We start from the raw sequence: 15,979 nt of genomic DNA on the forward strand, positions 1-15,979 counted from the left end.
ACTCGCCGCAAGTTTAACTTAAGTGATAGAATTCAAACTAAAGCCACCCTTTAGTTGTAAACGATTAGCCGATGTATCGCTTATTTGTCCTTTTAGTTACCATCCTTGTTTCCTATACAGTAAGTGCCGCACCACCGGTTTCCTTTTCTCAAGCGAAGCGATTGGCTGTGGGCATTTATGCAGATAAAGCCGAAAGCTTTTACTGCGGTTGCGATATTGAGTGGCAAGGCAAGAAGGGCATCCCAGACTTAGCCAGTTGCGGCTATGAAGTCAGAAAACAACAAACCAGAGCAAACAGAATAGAGTGGGAGCACATTGTCCCTGCGTCTAACTTTGGTCGCGCCAGACAGTGCTGGCAAGACGGTGGACGAAAAAACTGCGTCAAAAATGATCCGGTTTTCGCCGTGATGGAAGCCGATATGCATAACCTCACCCCAACCATTGGCGAAGTGAATGGCGATCGTTCTAACTACAATTTTAGTCAGTTTTCACAGCCTCAACCTCTGTATGGTCTTTGCGACTTCAAAGTCGACTTTAAAACACGACAAGCTGAACCCCGAGATGACGTCAAAGGACAAGTCGCTCGCGTTTATTTTTACATGTACGACCGTTATGGGCTAAACATGTCTAAATCTCAGCAGCAACTTCTTATGCAGTGGGACAAAGATTATCCTGTGACAGAATGGGAGCGTGAAAAGGACCAGCGAGTGTCCAGCATCATGGGCCACAATAATCCATTTGTTACCGGTGAGCAGCGCTGGCAACTCGATCACCAAAACACTCAACAAGGTCTAGCCAATGTTAAAGAGCTGGTATCGTCTAACGAGATAATTGTGGTTAGAGGAAACAAAAACTCTAAGGTCTATCATTTACCGGAAGGTTGCCCAAGCTACAACCAAGTAAGCAGCAAAAACATTGTCAACTTTAACTCTGAAGCATTAGCGAAAGCTGCGGGTTATCGTAAAGCAGGAAACTGCAAAGGATAGCGCTCACCTTAACGGGCGCTCATAGCCAGGCTTCATCCTTTTTGAATGTACCGCTCGATATCAGCTTACTCCTTCTACCTTTCAATTTTTACTGTTGAATAGACTGATAATTTCTTGAAACTCCTTGTAATTCGTCTCAGTTGTGACCATGTTAGAGAGTAAAGTTACAAGCAAGGATATTGATGTGCGAATTCCACGTATCTATCACCCCCAGCCAATTGACACACTGGGTTCACTTCCGTTAAGTGACGATGCCTCTGGGCACGTTGGTCGAGTTCTTAGAATGAAAGTTGGCCAGCAGTTAGAGCTCTTTGACGGTACTGGGTGTCAGTACTCGGCCACCATTACCGAAGTGACTAAAAAGCAGGTGTTGGTTGACGTCACCGATAAAACGCTTCGCAGTAGTGAATCTCCGTTGGACATTCATTTAGGGCAAGTTGTCTCTCGCGGCGATAAGATGGAATTTACTATTCAAAAATCCGTTGAGCTTGGTGTCAATACCATTACACCTCTGATTTCAGAGCGCTGCGGAGTTAAACTCGATACCAAGAGATTTGAAAAAAAGCTTAGTCAATGGCAAAAGATCGCTATTGCCGCGTGTGAACAGAGTGGACGCAATATCGTTCCTGAGATCCGCCCAATAATGCAACTCGAGCAATGGTGCGCCGAAGAGTACGATGGTCTAAAATTAAATTTGCATCCACGCGCTCAATACTCGATCAATACCCTACCCGAGCCAGTAGAGAAAGTACGTCTTTTAATTGGACCTGAAGGTGGGTTATCTGCCCAAGAAATAGAGATGACTGAGCAATACCAATTTAGCGAAACCTTGCTTGGTCCTCGCGTATTAAGAACAGAGACCGCTGCGTTGACGGCAATAACAGCGCTACAAGTTCGCTTTGGCGATCTTGGATAACGACCGATTTTGTTAGGCACAGGCCTAAGTTTAGGAGAACAGAATGTTAAAACTTGGAATTGTCATGGACCCTATCCAGTCCATCAATATTAAGAAAGATTCCAGCTTCGCAATGATGCTTGAAGCACAGCGTCGTGGTTATGAAATCCACTATATGGAAATGGCCGATCTTCACTTAGAGCAAGGTGTCGCTATTGCCGATACTAAGGTCGTGACTCTAAAAGAAGATCCCAATGGTTGGTACGAATTTACCTCGGAACAAACCATTGAACTGTCTGAACTCGATGCGGTTTTAATGCGCAAAGATCCTCCATTCGACACTGAGTACATCTATGCGACCTACATTCTTGAGCGCGCAGAAGAACAAGGCTCTCTGATCGTAAACAAGCCACAAAGCCTGCGTGATTGTAATGAAAAACTCTTCACCGCGTGGTTCCCAGAATTGACACCTACGACTATCGTTACCCGTAAGGCTGAGAAAATTAAGCAATTTCAAGCTGAGCATGGTGACGTAATTCTAAAACCTCTAGATGGTATGGGTGGCTCTTCGATTTTCCGCGTAAAACAAGGCGATCCTAATGTGTCTGTGATCATCGAAACCCTGACCAATCACGGTGAAACCTACGCAATGGCGCAAACCTTCGTTCCTGACATAAGCAACGGTGACAAGCGTATTCTAGTGGTCGATGGCGAGCCAATGCCTTACTGCCTAGCAAGAATCCCTGCCAAAGGCGAAACGCGTGGCAACTTAGCGGCAGGTGGACGAGGCGAAGCTCGACCGCTCAGCGAAACCGACAAAAAGATTGCACTTGCTGTCGCCCCTGCTCTTAAAGAGAAAGGACTGATCTTTGTTGGCTTGGATGTGATTGGTGATAAGTTAACTGAAATCAACGTCACCAGCCCCACCTGCATACGCGAAATCGAAGCGGCATTTGATATATCCATCACAGGTAAATTGATGGATGCTATTGAACGTCGAGTAAACGCCAAGGCTTAATCGATTTAAAGGAGAGGGATATGAATTTAAAGAATCATTTTCTAGTGGCGATGCCAAGCATGGTTGATCCCTACTTCAAGCAGTCGGTCATCTATGTGTGTGAGCACAACGATGAAGGTGCGATGGGTATTATGATCAACGCCCCTATCGATGTGACTGTCGAAAAAATGCTGCAACAGGTGGACGTCGATCCTGTCCACCCACAAATCAAAGTCGATAGCTTAAAACAGAAAGTGCTTAATGGTGGCCCAGTGTCTGAAGACCGTGGCTTCATTTTGCACATACCAAAAGATGACTATCAGTCCAGTGTTCAAATGACAGATGGACTTGCGATGACAACGTCCAAAGATATTCTCACCGTATTGGGCACAGAAGCGGAGCCTAAACAGTACTTGGTTGCTTTAGGCTACTCGGGTTGGGAAGCGGGTCAACTTGAACAAGAGATGGTAGAAAACTCTTGGTTAAGCATTGAAGCAGACAACGACATCATCTTTGATACACCTATTGATGAACGCTGGCGTAAAGCGCTAACAAAACTCGGCATTGATGCTGCAAATCTATCTGCGGAGTCTGGTCACGCATGAGTTCTAGAAGCATTATGGCGTTCGATTTTGGAACCAAAAGTATCGGCTCGGCCATAGGCCAAGAAGTTACCGGTACTGCGAGTCCTCTAAAAGCGTTTAAAGCCAACGATGGGATCCCTAACTGGGATCTCATTGAACAACAAATCAAAGAATGGCAACCAGATTTACTGGTTGTGGGGCTACCAACGGATCTTCAAGGTAAAGCGCTAGAGTCCATTACCCCACGCGCTAAAAAGTTTGCCAACCGGCTTCATGGTCGCTTTGGGTTACCTGTAGAGCTCCACGATGAGCGACTATCGACTGCCGAAGCTCGTTCAGAGCTGTTTGAGATGGGCGGCTATAAAGCCCTTTCAAAAGGAAATGTAGATTGCCAATCTGCCGTGGTGATTCTAGAAAGTTGGTTTGAGTCTCTGTGGGATAGTTAAAACACTTTCTAACTGAAGTTTAATCCGGCCAACTCCACCCAGAGCTTATTCCTTGAACACAGTCACAGCAGCACCCCTGCTGTGACTTTGACACTTTCATAAATCAAAATAGTCAGCTCTTTCAATCATTGCTTAAACCCAACCATAAGATTTGAAAACAGTTTTTAGCATTACGGTGCAATTTATAGGTCGCCGTGCGGAAAAAGAATGCTTAACAGCTAATTATATGTTATTTGTACAGTAGTATAGGTAAACACATAGACGGTAGAAGCATGGATAGCTCTCGTTACAATGTTGGCAAAACGTTGCTCGGTTATTCCTTAGCATGTGGGCTATTTGGCACATATGCTGGACGGGTTTGTCCCATGTTGGAAACCCTTACGCTAGCGGAAGTTTATTCCCACTGTGGTGTCGTGTTTGCTGTTCTATTTGGCGTTCGCCACACAATTTCTCGAAGACTTACGTCATTTAACACCACCAGCTTTGTTCTATTAGACACTATTCTATTTTTGGTCGCTGGGGTTCTTCTAGCCACGTATTACAACCTAAATTATCAATTTACTATCGACAGTAATGCCAAGGTGGTGTTTGGATTCTGCATGTTCGGTTTCTTTACTGGGCTATTACTCGAGCTTGATGCAAAAATTGACAACGTTCGATGGGCAAACGCATCTGAGTCGTCTTTAACGCACTCCTCAGGTGAACGGCGCTCAATGGTAAAGCAGGCCATTACGTTGGTCGTTTTAATGTTTATCGCCCTTTCAGTATCGCTGACGATGGTCGGTGTGAAAGGAGTATTTTGGCTTGAACACAATCCCGCGCAATTATTAGATGGCAGTGGAAAAATCAGTGTAATCAAAGAGTTTCTTTACGTAGCGGTAGTTTTGATGGGCTATGGAGTTAGCATCATGTCGCTATGGCGCAAATGGATGTCGCTCGTTTTAGATAGTCAGGAGCTCGCTCTTTCAAAAGTGACCCAAGGTGATATAGCACAGCGCCTTCCCATCCATAACAATGATGAAATCGGCGCGATAGCAACCATGACCAACAGCATGTTAGATGCATTGCAGCAGACGCAGCATGAAGTCACCATCACCAGAGATGTTGCCATTGTCAGCCTATCGGCTCTCGCCGAGTCTCGTGACAACGAAACGGGCGCACATATATTACGGACTCAAGAGTACGTTAAAGCCTTGGCCCAGCAAATGGCTACATACCCGAAATATTCTAGTAAGCTTACCCCCGACTACATTGAACTGCTCCACAAATCTGCGCCGTTGCACGACATAGGCAAGGTGGGCGTGCCTGACTCTGTGTTACTCAAACCGGGAAAACTAACTCCTGAGGAGTTTGAAACAATGAAGCAGCACCCCGTAATCGGCGCGAAAGCCCTTTCGATTGCAGAAAGCCAGATGGGAAGCAGCTCGTTTTTGCATGTCGCTAAAGAGATATCGCTAACACATCATGAAAAGTGGGATGGAAGTGGTTATCCATACGGGTTAACCGGCGAGGAAATCCCTCTTTCTGGAAGACTGATGGCGCTAGCAGATGTGTATGATGCACTCATTTCTAAGCGTGTTTACAAACCTGCTTTCTCACATCAGAAGGCCTGCTCTATTATTGTTGACGGAAAAGGTACGCACTTCGACCCCGAAGTCGTGGAAGCTTTTTTGGCCGCAGAAAACGTATTTGTCGATATTGCAAAACAATACCAAGATAACGATCAGCAAACGGCCGCTTAATAGCGAAGATCGCGTCGGATTTACTGTATTTACAATGCGTAAACCCAACACGCGTATACGAAGCTAACAGTGCGAAGCTAGCCGTGTTTAATCCATATCGATCTGCACATTGGCGAGCGAACCACTCGCAATGGCATCGCCACGCTGGGTTTTGATCATCAATCGTAAATCGTTAGCAGAGTCAGCACTGTGCATGGCTTCTTCTTCGGTGATCTTATCGTCAATCACTAGCTGGTACAGAGACTGATCAAAAGTGCACATACCAACTTCATTAGATTTCGCCATCGTGGATTTAAGCTCGTGTGTTTCTCCTTTACGGATCAAATCGGACACTCTTGGGCTATTAAGTAGGATCTCAAATACGCCGTGTCGCCCTTCGCCACTTTTATCCCGCAGCAATTGCTGACCAATGACACCTTTGAGGTTTAGTGAAAGATCCAACAAAAACTGTTCACGCTGATCTTTAGGCACTAAGTGCATGATCCTCTCTAGGGCTTGGTTGGCGTTATTGGCGTGTAGTGTCGCCATACACAAATGCCCTGTTTCGGCAAAGGTCATCGCATATTCCATGGTTTCTCGGCTACGGATCTCACCAATTAAAATCATATCTGGTGCTTGCCTGAGCGAGTTCTTTAACGCCACTTCGTAACTTGCAGTGTCGAGTCCAACTTCTCGTTGCGTCACAATGCAGTTTTGATGCTCATGGACAAATTCGATAGGATCTTCGACCGTTAATATATGGCCGCTACGATGTTGATTTCGATAACCGGTCATCGCTGCCATCGTGGTTGATTTACCCGACCCGGTCGCGCCGACTACTAAAATCAATCCTCGCTTAGCGACAGCAAGATCTTTCAAAACGTCCGGTAATTTCAACTGTTCAAAGGTAGGGATCTCCGTTTCAATCCGGCGGATCACCGCCCCTGGCAACTCGCGTTGGAAAAAGGCACTGACTCTAAATCGGCCACCATCTCGCACTATGGCGAAATTGGACTCTCGCGTCTCGCGGTAATCTTTACGACGATCATTATCCATCATCGAATCGAGCAGCGCCGTAACACCAGACTGATGTAATTTGTCGCCATTAGCACGCAGCTCACCGTCGACGCGAAACAAACACGGAGCGCCAACAGTAATATAGACATCGGAAGCCTTTAAGCTCACTATGGTGTCCAGCATTTGTTTGAGTTCCATTATCGTGCTCCTAAGCTAAAAGCTTCCGCTATCAAGACCAATTTTTTGTTCGACTTCGCTTTGCTCAACCTCGCCTTTCATCATTAGCTGTTTGCCCGCTTGCTCCATTGTGGTCATACCTAACGTTGCACCGGTTTGAATGATTGAGTACATCTGCGCGACTTTATCTTCACGAATTAGATTACGGATGGCTGGATTAGCGATCATTATTTCGTGACAGGCTACACGCCCTCCCCCAGTTCGCTTTAGTAATTTTTGAGCGATAACAGCGCGCAACGATTCCGACAACATTGAACGCACCATGGCCTTATCGGTACCAGGGAATACATCAATGATACGGTCAATCGTTTTTGCGGCCGAACTGGTGTGGAGCGTACCAAACACAAGGTGACCGGTTTCTGCTGCAGTAAGCGCGAGACTGATGGTTTCTTGATCTCGAAGCTCACCCACTAGTATAACGTCTGGATCTTCACGTAACGCAGAACGAAGTGCCGCTTTAAAGGAGTGAGTATCGCGATGCACCTCACGCTGGTTGATTAGGCACTTTTTGTCTGGATGAACAAATTCTATGGGGTCTTCGATGGTCAATATATGTTTATTGTGATTTTGATTAATGTAATCCACCATCGCGGCCAATGTGGTTGATTTACCCGACCCTGTAGGTCCAGTAACTAACACCAAACCACGTTCATAATTGGCGATCTGCTCAAAAATCTCAGGGCAGTTGAGCTGCTCAAGGCTTGGGATTTTGACAGGTATGGTACGAAATACCGCTGAGCAGCCTCTTGCTTGATTAAACGCGTTTACGCGAAAACGCCCAACTTGAGGTAATTCAAAGGAAAAGTCGACTTCCAGCTTTTCTTCAAACTCTGCACGCTGTGCGTCGTTCATGATTTCGAACACCAATTTGTGCACATCAGAATGTGAAAACGCAGGAACACCTAATTTACGAACATCACCATCAATGCGCACCATTGGAGGAACTCCCGCAGAAAGGTGTAGATCTGAGGCATTATGCTTTACACTAAAATCCAATAACTCAGCAATATCCATCTAATTTCCTTATAAAAACTGATATGAGCACAATTCAACACAATTTAGACTCGATTAATCACGAATTGAACAGCTTTGAAACTAAGTTTGGTCGCCCAACCGGCTCTGTGCAACTTTTGGCGGTGAGTAAAACCAAACCTATAGAAGCCATCGAGCAAGCAATCGAGGCGGGGCACCGCTGCTTTGGCGAAAACTACGTCCAAGAAGGTGTTGATAAAATTCAATATTTTAACGAACACTATACCGAGAAAAATCTCGATTGGCACTTTATCGGCCCCATCCAATCCAACAAAACTAAGCTTATCGCTGAAAATTTCGACTGGGTTCACTCTATCGATCGCGAAAAAATAGCCAAAAGACTCAGTGATCAGCGTCCATCAGAGATGGCGCCTCTTAATGTGCTAATTCAAGTTAATACCAGCGGCGAACAGAGCAAGTCTGGTATAGACCCCGAAGAGGTACTGAAGCTCGCTCAATACATTGACGCTCTGCCTAATCTAAAGCTTCGTGGATTAATGTCTATTCCCGCAAATGTTTCCCAATATAGCGAGCAGCTCGCCGCATTCAACGCGTTGAAAGACTTGAAAATCTCGCTCGAAAGCACCATCAACAGTATAGATACATTATCCATGGGTATGAGCGGCGATATGCAAGCCGCCGTAGAAGCAGGAAGCACTATGGTTCGTATAGGCACCGCTATCTTTGGTGCTCGTGACTACAGTAACCTCAACTAGATTATGACGTAGGAAGTAAAGCTGAATGGAATTTAGAGAAATAGCATTTATTGGAGCGGGTAACATGACGCGCTCTATTATCGCTGGCATGCTCAGTAGTGATTATCCGAAACAACAGATCACCGCAACAGCGCCAAGTGAGTCAACTCGCACCGCAATTTCAACTGAATTTGGCATCAATACGTCATCGAACAATGTCGTTGCAGCCAAGTCCGCCGATGTCATTGTCCTAGCGGTAAAACCGCAAATGATGGAAGTGGTCGCCGCAGAATTAAAGGCTCTCGATTTATCATCAAAGTTGATTATATCCATTGCCGCTGGAATAACCTGTGAACGCTTGGAGGCAATGTTCGAACAATCATTGCAACTGGTCCGTGTTATGCCTAATACTCCAGCATTAATTCGCGAAGGCATGAGTGGCTTGTACGCTCCAAACAGCGTTTCTGAATCGGACAAAACCTTCTCAGATCAGTTAATGTCTGCAGTGGGTAAAGTATGCTGGGTCGACACGGAAGCCGGGATCAATAATATTATCGCCGCAGCAGGCAGTGCACCGGCTTACTTTTTCTTGTTCATGGAAGCGATGCAACAAGAAGCCATTGCACAGGGATTTGATGAGAACACAGCGAGAATGTTAGTACAGCAAACCGCATTAGGTGCGGCGGAGATGGTGGTTGCGAATCCCGATTTAGGGTTATCAACACTTCGAGAGCAAGTGACTTCGAAAGGCGGAACGACAGCTCAAGCACTCGCAACCTTTAATCAGCACAATCTTAGCGATATAGTAGCCAAAGCCATGCAAGCGGCTGTGACACGCGCTGAAGAGATGGAATCACAAATTTAAGCCCTATTGGTGCTCATACATTATTAAGAGGACGCACTATGCAGTCAGTAACTTTTTTAATCCAAGTCGTATTTGACCTCTACATTATGGTGGTCTTGATGCGTATTTGGCTTCAAGCCGCACGCGCGGACTTTTACAATCCATTCTCTCAGTTTGTGGTAAAAGCGACTCAACCTTTTGTTGCGCCACTGCGTCGAGTTATTCCCTCAATTGGAAGTTTAGATCTCGCCACAATCGTCTTTGCGTATTTAGTGACACTACTAAAATATACGCTTTTGGTGCTTGTCGCTTCAGCAGGTGCGGTGAAATTTGATACCACGCTTCTACTGCTTTCTGCACTATCGGTGGTTAAACAATTTGGTCACCTAGTATTCTGGGTATTAATCATCCGCGCTATCATGAGCTGGGTAAGCCAAGGTCGTAGCCCAATTGAGTATGTTTTCTCACAGTTGTCTGAACCTTTCTTAGCGCCTATTCGTCGCCTATTACCCGATTTAGGTGGTATTGATCTTAGTTTGTTAATTGTGATTATTTTGCTGCAATTTGCCAACATGCTCATGGGTGATTTCTTAGGCAACCTTTGGTATATGGCCTAGGCAATAAGTATTGTCATGCCCTCTTGGTATAGTAAAAAAGGCGAAGCCATTGTGCTTCGCCTTTACGTTCAACCTAAAGCCAGTCGCGATAAAATCGTCGGCGAGCATGGTGATGAACTAAAAATAGCGATTACCGCACCACCCATCGATGGTAAAGCCAATGCCCATTTGATTAAACTGCTTAGTAAATGGTTTGGCTTAGCCAAAGGCTCCATACACATAGAGAAAGGGCAACAAGGACGCCATAAACAGGTGTTATTAGACTCCCCTTCCACCATACCTAAAGAGATTGAATCACTGTTATGACACTTCGAATATTTACTTTACTGGCTTGTCTAGTTTCACCCTTTTCCATGGCAGCTCAATTTCAAAATATCAAAGACTTAGAAGTGCATTACTCGGCGTTCAATGCACAGTTTTTGACTGCAGACGTTGCCCGCAGCTACGACATTAAACGAAGTGGCTATAATGGTGTTATCTCAATCAGCGTTTTAGACCGCTATCAAGCTGGTAAACCCGCGATTGAAGCCAAAGTGACAGGCAGCGCCAAGAACTTGCTGGGTAGCCAGCGTAAGCTCGATTTCAAGCCCATTAAAGAAGGCAATGCTATTTACTACATTGCTCAATTCCCGATTACTAATGAGGAATTGCTAAGATTTACGATTAATATTGATGGCCAGCTAAAAGGTAAAGGCCCAATTAATTTCCAACAAACTTTCTACACCCAAGAGTGATCCCATGACCCAATCGATCGTTTTAGCTACTGGCAACCAAGGCAAAGTCAAAGAGATGGCAGATCTGCTATCGGAGTTTGGTTTTACTGTGCACGCACAAAGTGAATTTGATGTTCCCGATGTCCCTGAAACCGGCACCACCTTTATTGAAAATGCCATCATCAAAGCGCGTCATGCTGCAAAGATCTCTGGTCTTCCTGCCATTGCTGACGATTCTGGGCTTGAAGTCGATTACCTTAAAGGCGCACCGGGTATCTATTCTGCTCGCTTCTCTGGGGAGGGCGCTACCGATGAGAAGAACCTCAATAAGCTATTACAAGAGATGCAAGGCGTTGAAGAGTCCCAGCGCACTGCACGCTTTCACTGCGTGTTGGTGTTGATGCGTCATGCGGCGGATCCAACGCCACTGATTGCCCATGGTAAGTGGGAGGGTCGAATCCTTACCCAAGCGCACGGCAGCAATGGTTTTGGTTACGACCCTGTATTTTACGTTCCTGAGGAAGATTGTGCGTCTGCTCAGTTAGATCCTACACGTAAGAAGCAGTTGTCACACCGCGGTAAAGCATTGGCGTCGCTCTTTGCTCAACTCAAAGCGCAGCAATAATCGTGACCATCACACCACCGCCTCTAAGTTTGTATGTACACATCCCATGGTGTGTACAAAAGTGCCCCTATTGCGATTTTAACTCGCACGCTCAAAAAGGTGAGATCCCACAAGCGCAATATATTGATGCTCTACTTGAAGACTTGGACATCGACTTAAAGCGCTACCAGATATCTCCAAGTGCAAGACCACTGACATCAATATTCATTGGTGGTGGAACTCCAAGCCTGATAGAGCCTCAGAATATCGGTCGCTTGCTCGATGGCATAAAGCAGCGAATTAATTTTTCCGACAACATCGAAGTCACTATGGAAGCGAATCCAGGTACTGTCGAAGCCGAGCGATTTGCGCAATACGTGGTTGCGGGTGTTACTCGCATTTCTATCGGTGTACAGAGCTTTGAGCAAGAAAAGCTACTGACCCTTGGTCGCATCCACGGCAAACAAGAGGCGTTAACCGCCGCAAAACTGGCGCATACTATTGGTCTAAATAGCTTTAACTTAGATTTAATGCACGGTCTGCCGAATCAATCCCCGCAACAAGCGATTGATGATTTAAAAATGGCGATTGAGCTAAATCCACCCCATTTGTCTTGGTACCAACTGACGATTGAGCCTAATACCTCTTTCTATTCCAAACCACCCGTCTTGCCCGATGACGATGACTTATGGGATATATTTGAAAAAGGGCATGAGCTGCTGTCTGAAGCCGGTTACACCCAATATGAAACTTCTGGGTACAGCAAGGCTGGTTATCAGTGCCAGCACAACCTTAACTATTGGCGATACGGTGATTACTTAGGCATTGGCTGTGGCGCTCATGGCAAGCTCAGTTTCGAAGACGGTACCATCACGCGAACAGTAAAAGTAAAACACCCTCGTGGGTATCTAGACCTAACGAAAGAATATTTAAGTGATGAGAGCCAAGTCAGCCAAGAAGAGCGCCCGTTTGAGTTCTTTATGAATCGCTTTAGGCTGCTAGAGAGTTGCCCAAAGCAGGAATTTGTATCTCGTACTGGGCTGCCGCTAGACGCAATAAACACGCCGGTTCTGGAAGCAATCAACTTAGGCTATTTGGAAGAGAGTGAAGATCATTGGCAGATCACTCAAAAAGGAAAGTTGTTCCTTAACGATCTGTTGGCTCTATTTGTCTAAAATAAATGGGGTCAGAGTCGAATGACTCTGACCCCATTTTTTTACCCCATTTATTTACGGCTTAACCGCGACCAAAATATTGCGATTGATGGAAGAGTCGACCTTGTGCAAATACCCAGAGTATGGCGCTTCACTGAGCACTTTAAACCCATGATTTTCGAAGACTTGAGCGAGGCTGCGCCACTTAAGGGTAAACTCATTAAAACTCAGTACAATCGCGCCTTTCGGTTTTAACACCGCTTTCCACGCATGTAACGAATCATCCACTAGCTCCAGCGGACTGCGCGCCATTTTCACGTCTTTCGCGGACTTACTGCCATGCTGCACCCCATAAGGCAAATCAGACACCATCACGTCACAGCTGTTCTTTTTAAGCACCTGATCGGCAATGCGAGTGTCCGCGGCGTAGAGTCTTAATTGCTGAGTATCACCTGCATTAAACGCTTCTTTCTTGCTCGCAGCTTCTAGTAAAAAACCGTCAGCCACTTTTTTGCCTTGAGCCGACTGCTTAAGCTTTTGAGTTTTATGCTTAAAGCGCCCGTTTTTCATAAACTTAACGATAAAGGTTTGAATTTCATGAACCGATTTGGGGTTTATCTCGACACCAACAACATTGAGCCCTTGGATCAACCCTTCGTATAGCGTTGTACCTTTGCCACACATAGGATCTAGCAAGGTGATCTGTTCGGAGTTGGTTTGAGCTGCGCTGACCGCGAGATTTATCATCAGCCGAGTAAATTGCTCGTTGGTTTTACCGGTATAGCGCAAGATTTGACTCATACTTTGTGGAAAAGTATGAGTCGGCTCTGGCGACAAAGGTCTGAGCAGATCGCCTTCAACAACCTCAAACAGCGCATAATAGATAGACGCCCCAGTAAGCCGCGATTGGGCCTCTAGGGACAACGCTTCGGTTGTTGAAAACGCCAGTGCGGCGGGTAAGCCGATATCACTGTCGAGTGACGTTTCAACGTGAATATTTAACCCTGCTAACATCGCCGTAATTTCAGAGTGTGCTATCGATAGCGCAGCCTCGAAATAGATACGGTTGTGACCAGGGTTAGCCAAAATGACGTATTTATGGATCGTACTCATGAATCTTTTAAAGCGGTAAGCTTTTCCCACGGCTTGTCGGTGAATCGGACGTAAAACCTACTAAGTTAAGCTAGGCAGTACGTTTATATTTTATGTCCCACACACCGTGACCAAGGCGGTGTCCGCGAGCTTCAAATTTAGTCAATGGTCTTTCATCTGGACGAGGAATGTAAGGTCCCTCTGTCGCAATATTAGCGTAACCAGGCGCTTGCTCCATGATTTCAATCATGTGCTCTGCATAGTTTTCCCAATCGGTCGCCATATGAAAAATGCCCGTTTCCAATTGCAATTTACTGCGCACCATCTCAGCAAAGTCTAATTGAACAATACGACGCTTATGGTGACGCTTTTTGTGCCAAGGGTCAGGGAAGAACAGTTGCACCGTGGCTAAGCTGCTTTCCGGGATCATATTGGCAAACACTTCTACCGCATCGTGGCACATGACGCGTAAGTTTGTGACACCAGCTTCTTGAGCAGACGACAAGCATGCTCCAACACCTGGGCTATGAACTTCGATACCGATGAAGTTTTTATTTGGTGCAGCCTTAGCCATTTCGACCAACGACGCACCCATACCAAATCCAATTTCAAGCACGACTGGGTTGTCATTACCAAACACGTCTTTCCAAACCAAAAGCTGCTCTTGGTAATCGATACCCATTGTTGGCCAGCACTCATCCAGTGCTTTTTGTTGGCCTTTAGTTAGGCGCCCTTCACGACGGACGAAGCTACGTACTTTACGTATCAGCTTACCGTCTTCGGTGTATTCATTGGTGGTTACGTCACTCATTGATCTGTCTGCTCTAATTTCATTCGAAGCGAGAATTATCCAAAGAATAGTTCATGGTGCAAGTTTTATTGCGATTACCATAGATTTTTGAGGGTTTTATTGACCGCAGTTCTATGTTGCAATGCGTCGCACTATCAGCAATCAATGAACAATAATGACTCCTTTTGCGCGAAACATCTTAACTTGGTACCAAGATTACGGCCGTAAAAATTTACCGTGGCAACAGGGTAAAACAGCGTACCGCGTATGGCTGTCGGAAGTGATGCTTCAGCAGACCCAAGTCGCCACAGTGATCCCTTACTTTGAACGATTTGTAGAGACGTTTCCCGACGTTGAGTCGCTAGCCAATGCAGACATAGACTCGGTGTTGCATCTTTGGACGGGTCTTGGCTATTACGCTAGAGCTCGTAACCTGCATAAAGCAGCTAAAGTAGTGACATCTGAGTACGGTGGTGAGTTTCCTCTCACGCTAGAGCAGATGAACGCTCTTCCCGGTGTCGGTCGCTCCACCGCGGCTGCGATTCTCTCTTCGGTTTACAATCAACCTCACGCCATTCTTGATGGGAATGTGAAGCGGGTACTTGCGCGGCACAACGCCATTGCCGGATGGCCTGGCAAAAAACCTGTAGAGAACGCCCTTTGGGGGGTTGCTGAGCAGTATACCCCTAAGACGGAGGTGGAAGACTACAACCAAGCGATGATGGATATCGGGGCCCTTGTGTGCACGCGCACCAAGCCTAAGTGTGGCCTTTGCCCGATATCGTCGAGTTGCGCAGCCAATGAACAAGGAAATCAAACCGATTACCCTGGCAAAAAGCCCAAAAAAGAAAAGCCGATTAAGGCTGCTTGGTTCTATCTCATTCATTGTGAAAACGAGATCTGGCTTGAGCAGAGACCAAGCACTGGCATTTGGGGTGGACTACATTGCTTCCCAGAGCTGGATAGTCACCAACCAGATGAAGTTCTAGAGTCTCTTTCAATACCACACTCAGCGGTTGACTCTACTGAACACCTCAATGGTTTTAGACATACCTTTAGCCATTATCATTTAGACATTAATCCCGTATTGGTAAAATTAGCTCAGCGCCCAAGCGTTATCATGGAACAAGGAAACGGTATCTGGTATAACTTAACCAATCCGATTCAAGTAGGGCTGGCTGCACCTGTCAAACAGCTTTTAGAGTCACTCCCTTACGAACTTAATCAAAAGGAATCCTTATGAGCCGCACCGTATATTGTGCCCGTCTAAAACAAGACGCCGATGGCCTCGATTTTCAACTTTACCCTGGTGATTTGGGCAAGCGCATCTTTGATAACATCTCCAAACAAGCATGGGGTGAATGGCAGTCTAAACAGACTATGCTGATCAACGAGAAAAAGTTGAACATGATGGATCCAGAGCACCGTAAGTTGTTAGAAGGTGAAATGGTCAAATTCCTTTTTGAAGGCCAAGACATTGTGATTGAAGGCTACACTCCACCTAGCGAATAAGAGACCCATTGGAACATATTGGTACCCAATACCCGTGCATCTA

At 45.9% G+C, this 15,979-nt stretch carries 19 protein-coding genes and 1 pseudogene; 16 read left to right on the forward strand and 4 right to left on the reverse strand.

Annotated elements, in window-relative coordinates:
- Positions 1-71: 71 nt before the first annotated feature.
- The 7 genes and pseudogenes from JQC93_RS16150 to JQC93_RS16175 all read left to right on the forward strand — a co-directional run.
- Positions 72-743 (forward strand): annotated as a pseudogene (locus tag JQC93_RS16150) (endonuclease); the annotation flags it as partial.
- A complete protein-coding gene (locus tag JQC93_RS20555) occupies positions 720-986 on the forward strand; it encodes a sunset domain-containing protein (protein WP_456243400.1) in 267 nt (88 codons plus the stop codon). The pseudogene JQC93_RS16150 and the gene JQC93_RS20555, both read left to right, overlap by 24 nt.
- A 184-nt stretch (positions 987-1,170) precedes the next feature.
- Positions 1,171-1,902, forward strand: a complete 732-nt coding sequence (rsmE, locus tag JQC93_RS16155) for a 16S rRNA (uracil(1498)-N(3))-methyltransferase (RefSeq protein WP_205159431.1) — start codon at positions 1,171-1,173, stop codon at positions 1,900-1,902.
- Positions 1,903-1,945: 43 nt separating this feature from the next.
- Positions 1,946-2,899 (forward strand): glutathione synthase, encoded by a 954-nt coding sequence (gshB, locus tag JQC93_RS16160; RefSeq protein WP_205159432.1) that lies wholly within the window; start codon positions 1,946-1,948, stop codon positions 2,897-2,899.
- A gap of 20 nt (positions 2,900-2,919) precedes the next feature.
- The gene (locus JQC93_RS16165) at positions 2,920-3,483 is read left to right on the forward strand and encodes a YqgE/AlgH family protein (protein WP_084883876.1); all 564 of its coding nucleotides are present in this window, start codon (positions 2,920-2,922) and stop codon (positions 3,481-3,483) included.
- Positions 3,480-3,908 carry a Holliday junction resolvase RuvX gene (gene ruvX / locus JQC93_RS16170; RefSeq protein ID WP_205159433.1) on the forward strand — a complete coding sequence of 143 codons (429 nt, stop codon included), beginning with the start codon at positions 3,480-3,482 and terminating at the stop codon, positions 3,906-3,908. The genes JQC93_RS16165 and ruvX overlap by 4 nt, the downstream gene beginning before the upstream one ends.
- Positions 3,909-4,180: 272 nt before the next feature.
- Positions 4,181-5,650 carry an HD domain-containing phosphohydrolase gene (locus tag JQC93_RS16175; protein ID WP_205159434.1) on the forward strand — a complete coding sequence of 490 codons (1,470 nt, stop codon included), beginning with the start codon at positions 4,181-4,183 and terminating at the stop codon, positions 5,648-5,650.
- 87 nt (positions 5,651-5,737) lie between these two features.
- Here the strand turns inward: JQC93_RS16175 and JQC93_RS16180 are convergent, their stop codons facing one another.
- Positions 5,738-6,844: a PilT/PilU family type 4a pilus ATPase gene (locus JQC93_RS16180; protein ID WP_205159435.1), complete on the reverse strand. Its 1,107-nt coding sequence runs from the start codon at positions 6,842-6,844 to the stop codon at positions 5,738-5,740.
- Positions 6,845-6,859: 15 nt separating this feature from the next.
- Positions 6,860-7,897 carry a type IV pilus twitching motility protein PilT gene (locus JQC93_RS16185; RefSeq protein WP_205159436.1) on the reverse strand — a complete coding sequence of 346 codons (1,038 nt, stop codon included), beginning with the start codon at positions 7,895-7,897 and terminating at the stop codon, positions 6,860-6,862.
- 23 nt (positions 7,898-7,920) lie between these two features.
- Here JQC93_RS16185 and JQC93_RS16190 point away from each other — a divergent pair, with 23 nt between their 5' ends.
- Genes JQC93_RS16190 through hemW form a run of 7 tightly spaced genes read left to right on the forward strand, consistent with a single transcriptional unit; the run spans position 7,921 to position 12,563 of the window.
- The gene (locus tag JQC93_RS16190) at positions 7,921-8,631 is read left to right on the forward strand and encodes a YggS family pyridoxal phosphate-dependent enzyme (RefSeq protein WP_205159437.1); all 711 of its coding nucleotides are present in this window, start codon (positions 7,921-7,923) and stop codon (positions 8,629-8,631) included.
- Between the two features lie 25 nt (positions 8,632-8,656).
- A complete protein-coding gene (gene proC / locus JQC93_RS16195) occupies positions 8,657-9,475 on the forward strand; it encodes a pyrroline-5-carboxylate reductase (RefSeq protein ID WP_205159438.1) in 819 nt (272 codons plus the stop codon).
- 38 nt (positions 9,476-9,513) lie between these two features.
- On the forward strand, positions 9,514-10,071 hold the full coding sequence (locus JQC93_RS16200; protein ID WP_205159439.1) for a YggT family protein: 558 nt from the start codon (positions 9,514-9,516) through the stop codon (positions 10,069-10,071).
- Between the two features lie 15 nt (positions 10,072-10,086).
- The gene (yggU, locus tag JQC93_RS16205) at positions 10,087-10,377 is read left to right on the forward strand and encodes a DUF167 family protein YggU (RefSeq protein WP_205159440.1); all 291 of its coding nucleotides are present in this window, start codon (positions 10,087-10,089) and stop codon (positions 10,375-10,377) included.
- Positions 10,374-10,805, forward strand: a complete 432-nt coding sequence (locus JQC93_RS16210) for a DUF4426 domain-containing protein (protein ID WP_205159441.1) — start codon at positions 10,374-10,376, stop codon at positions 10,803-10,805. The genes yggU and JQC93_RS16210 overlap by 4 nt, the downstream gene beginning before the upstream one ends.
- A 4-nt stretch (positions 10,806-10,809) precedes the next feature.
- Entirely contained in the window at positions 10,810-11,409 is a 600-nt protein-coding gene (locus JQC93_RS16215) for an XTP/dITP diphosphatase (RefSeq protein WP_205159442.1), read from the forward strand.
- Positions 11,409-12,563 (forward strand): radical SAM family heme chaperone HemW, encoded by a 1,155-nt coding sequence (gene hemW, locus JQC93_RS16220; RefSeq protein ID WP_205159534.1) that lies wholly within the window; start codon positions 11,409-11,411, stop codon positions 12,561-12,563. Before JQC93_RS16215 ends, hemW begins: the two co-directional genes overlap by 1 nt.
- Before the next feature lie 54 nt (positions 12,564-12,617).
- Here hemW and JQC93_RS16225 read toward each other — a convergent pair whose 3' ends face one another.
- Together JQC93_RS16225 and trmB are read right to left on the reverse strand one after the other, a co-directional pair.
- Positions 12,618-13,646, reverse strand: coding sequence for a TRM11 family SAM-dependent methyltransferase (locus JQC93_RS16225; RefSeq protein WP_205159535.1), 1,029 nt, complete (start codon positions 13,644-13,646; stop codon positions 12,618-12,620).
- Positions 13,647-13,725: 79 nt separating this feature from the next.
- Positions 13,726-14,445, reverse strand: coding sequence for a tRNA (guanosine(46)-N7)-methyltransferase TrmB (gene trmB, locus JQC93_RS16230; RefSeq protein ID WP_205159443.1), 720 nt, complete (start codon positions 14,443-14,445; stop codon positions 13,726-13,728).
- Between the two features lie 154 nt (positions 14,446-14,599).
- Between trmB and mutY the strand changes: the two genes are divergently transcribed.
- Complete coding sequence (gene mutY, locus JQC93_RS16235; protein ID WP_205159444.1) at positions 14,600-15,667, forward strand: A/G-specific adenine glycosylase; 1,068 nt, start codon at positions 14,600-14,602, stop codon at positions 15,665-15,667.
- Complete coding sequence (locus JQC93_RS16240; protein ID WP_205159445.1) at positions 15,664-15,936, forward strand: oxidative damage protection protein; 273 nt, start codon at positions 15,664-15,666, stop codon at positions 15,934-15,936. The genes mutY and JQC93_RS16240 overlap by 4 nt, the downstream gene beginning before the upstream one ends.
- Positions 15,937-15,979: the final 43 nt, after the last annotated feature.

The sequence above is a fragment of the Vibrio ulleungensis genome (genome assembly GCF_016900875.1).
In the GTDB taxonomy this organism is placed as follows: domain Bacteria; phylum Pseudomonadota; class Gammaproteobacteria; order Enterobacterales; family Vibrionaceae; genus Vibrio; species Vibrio ulleungensis.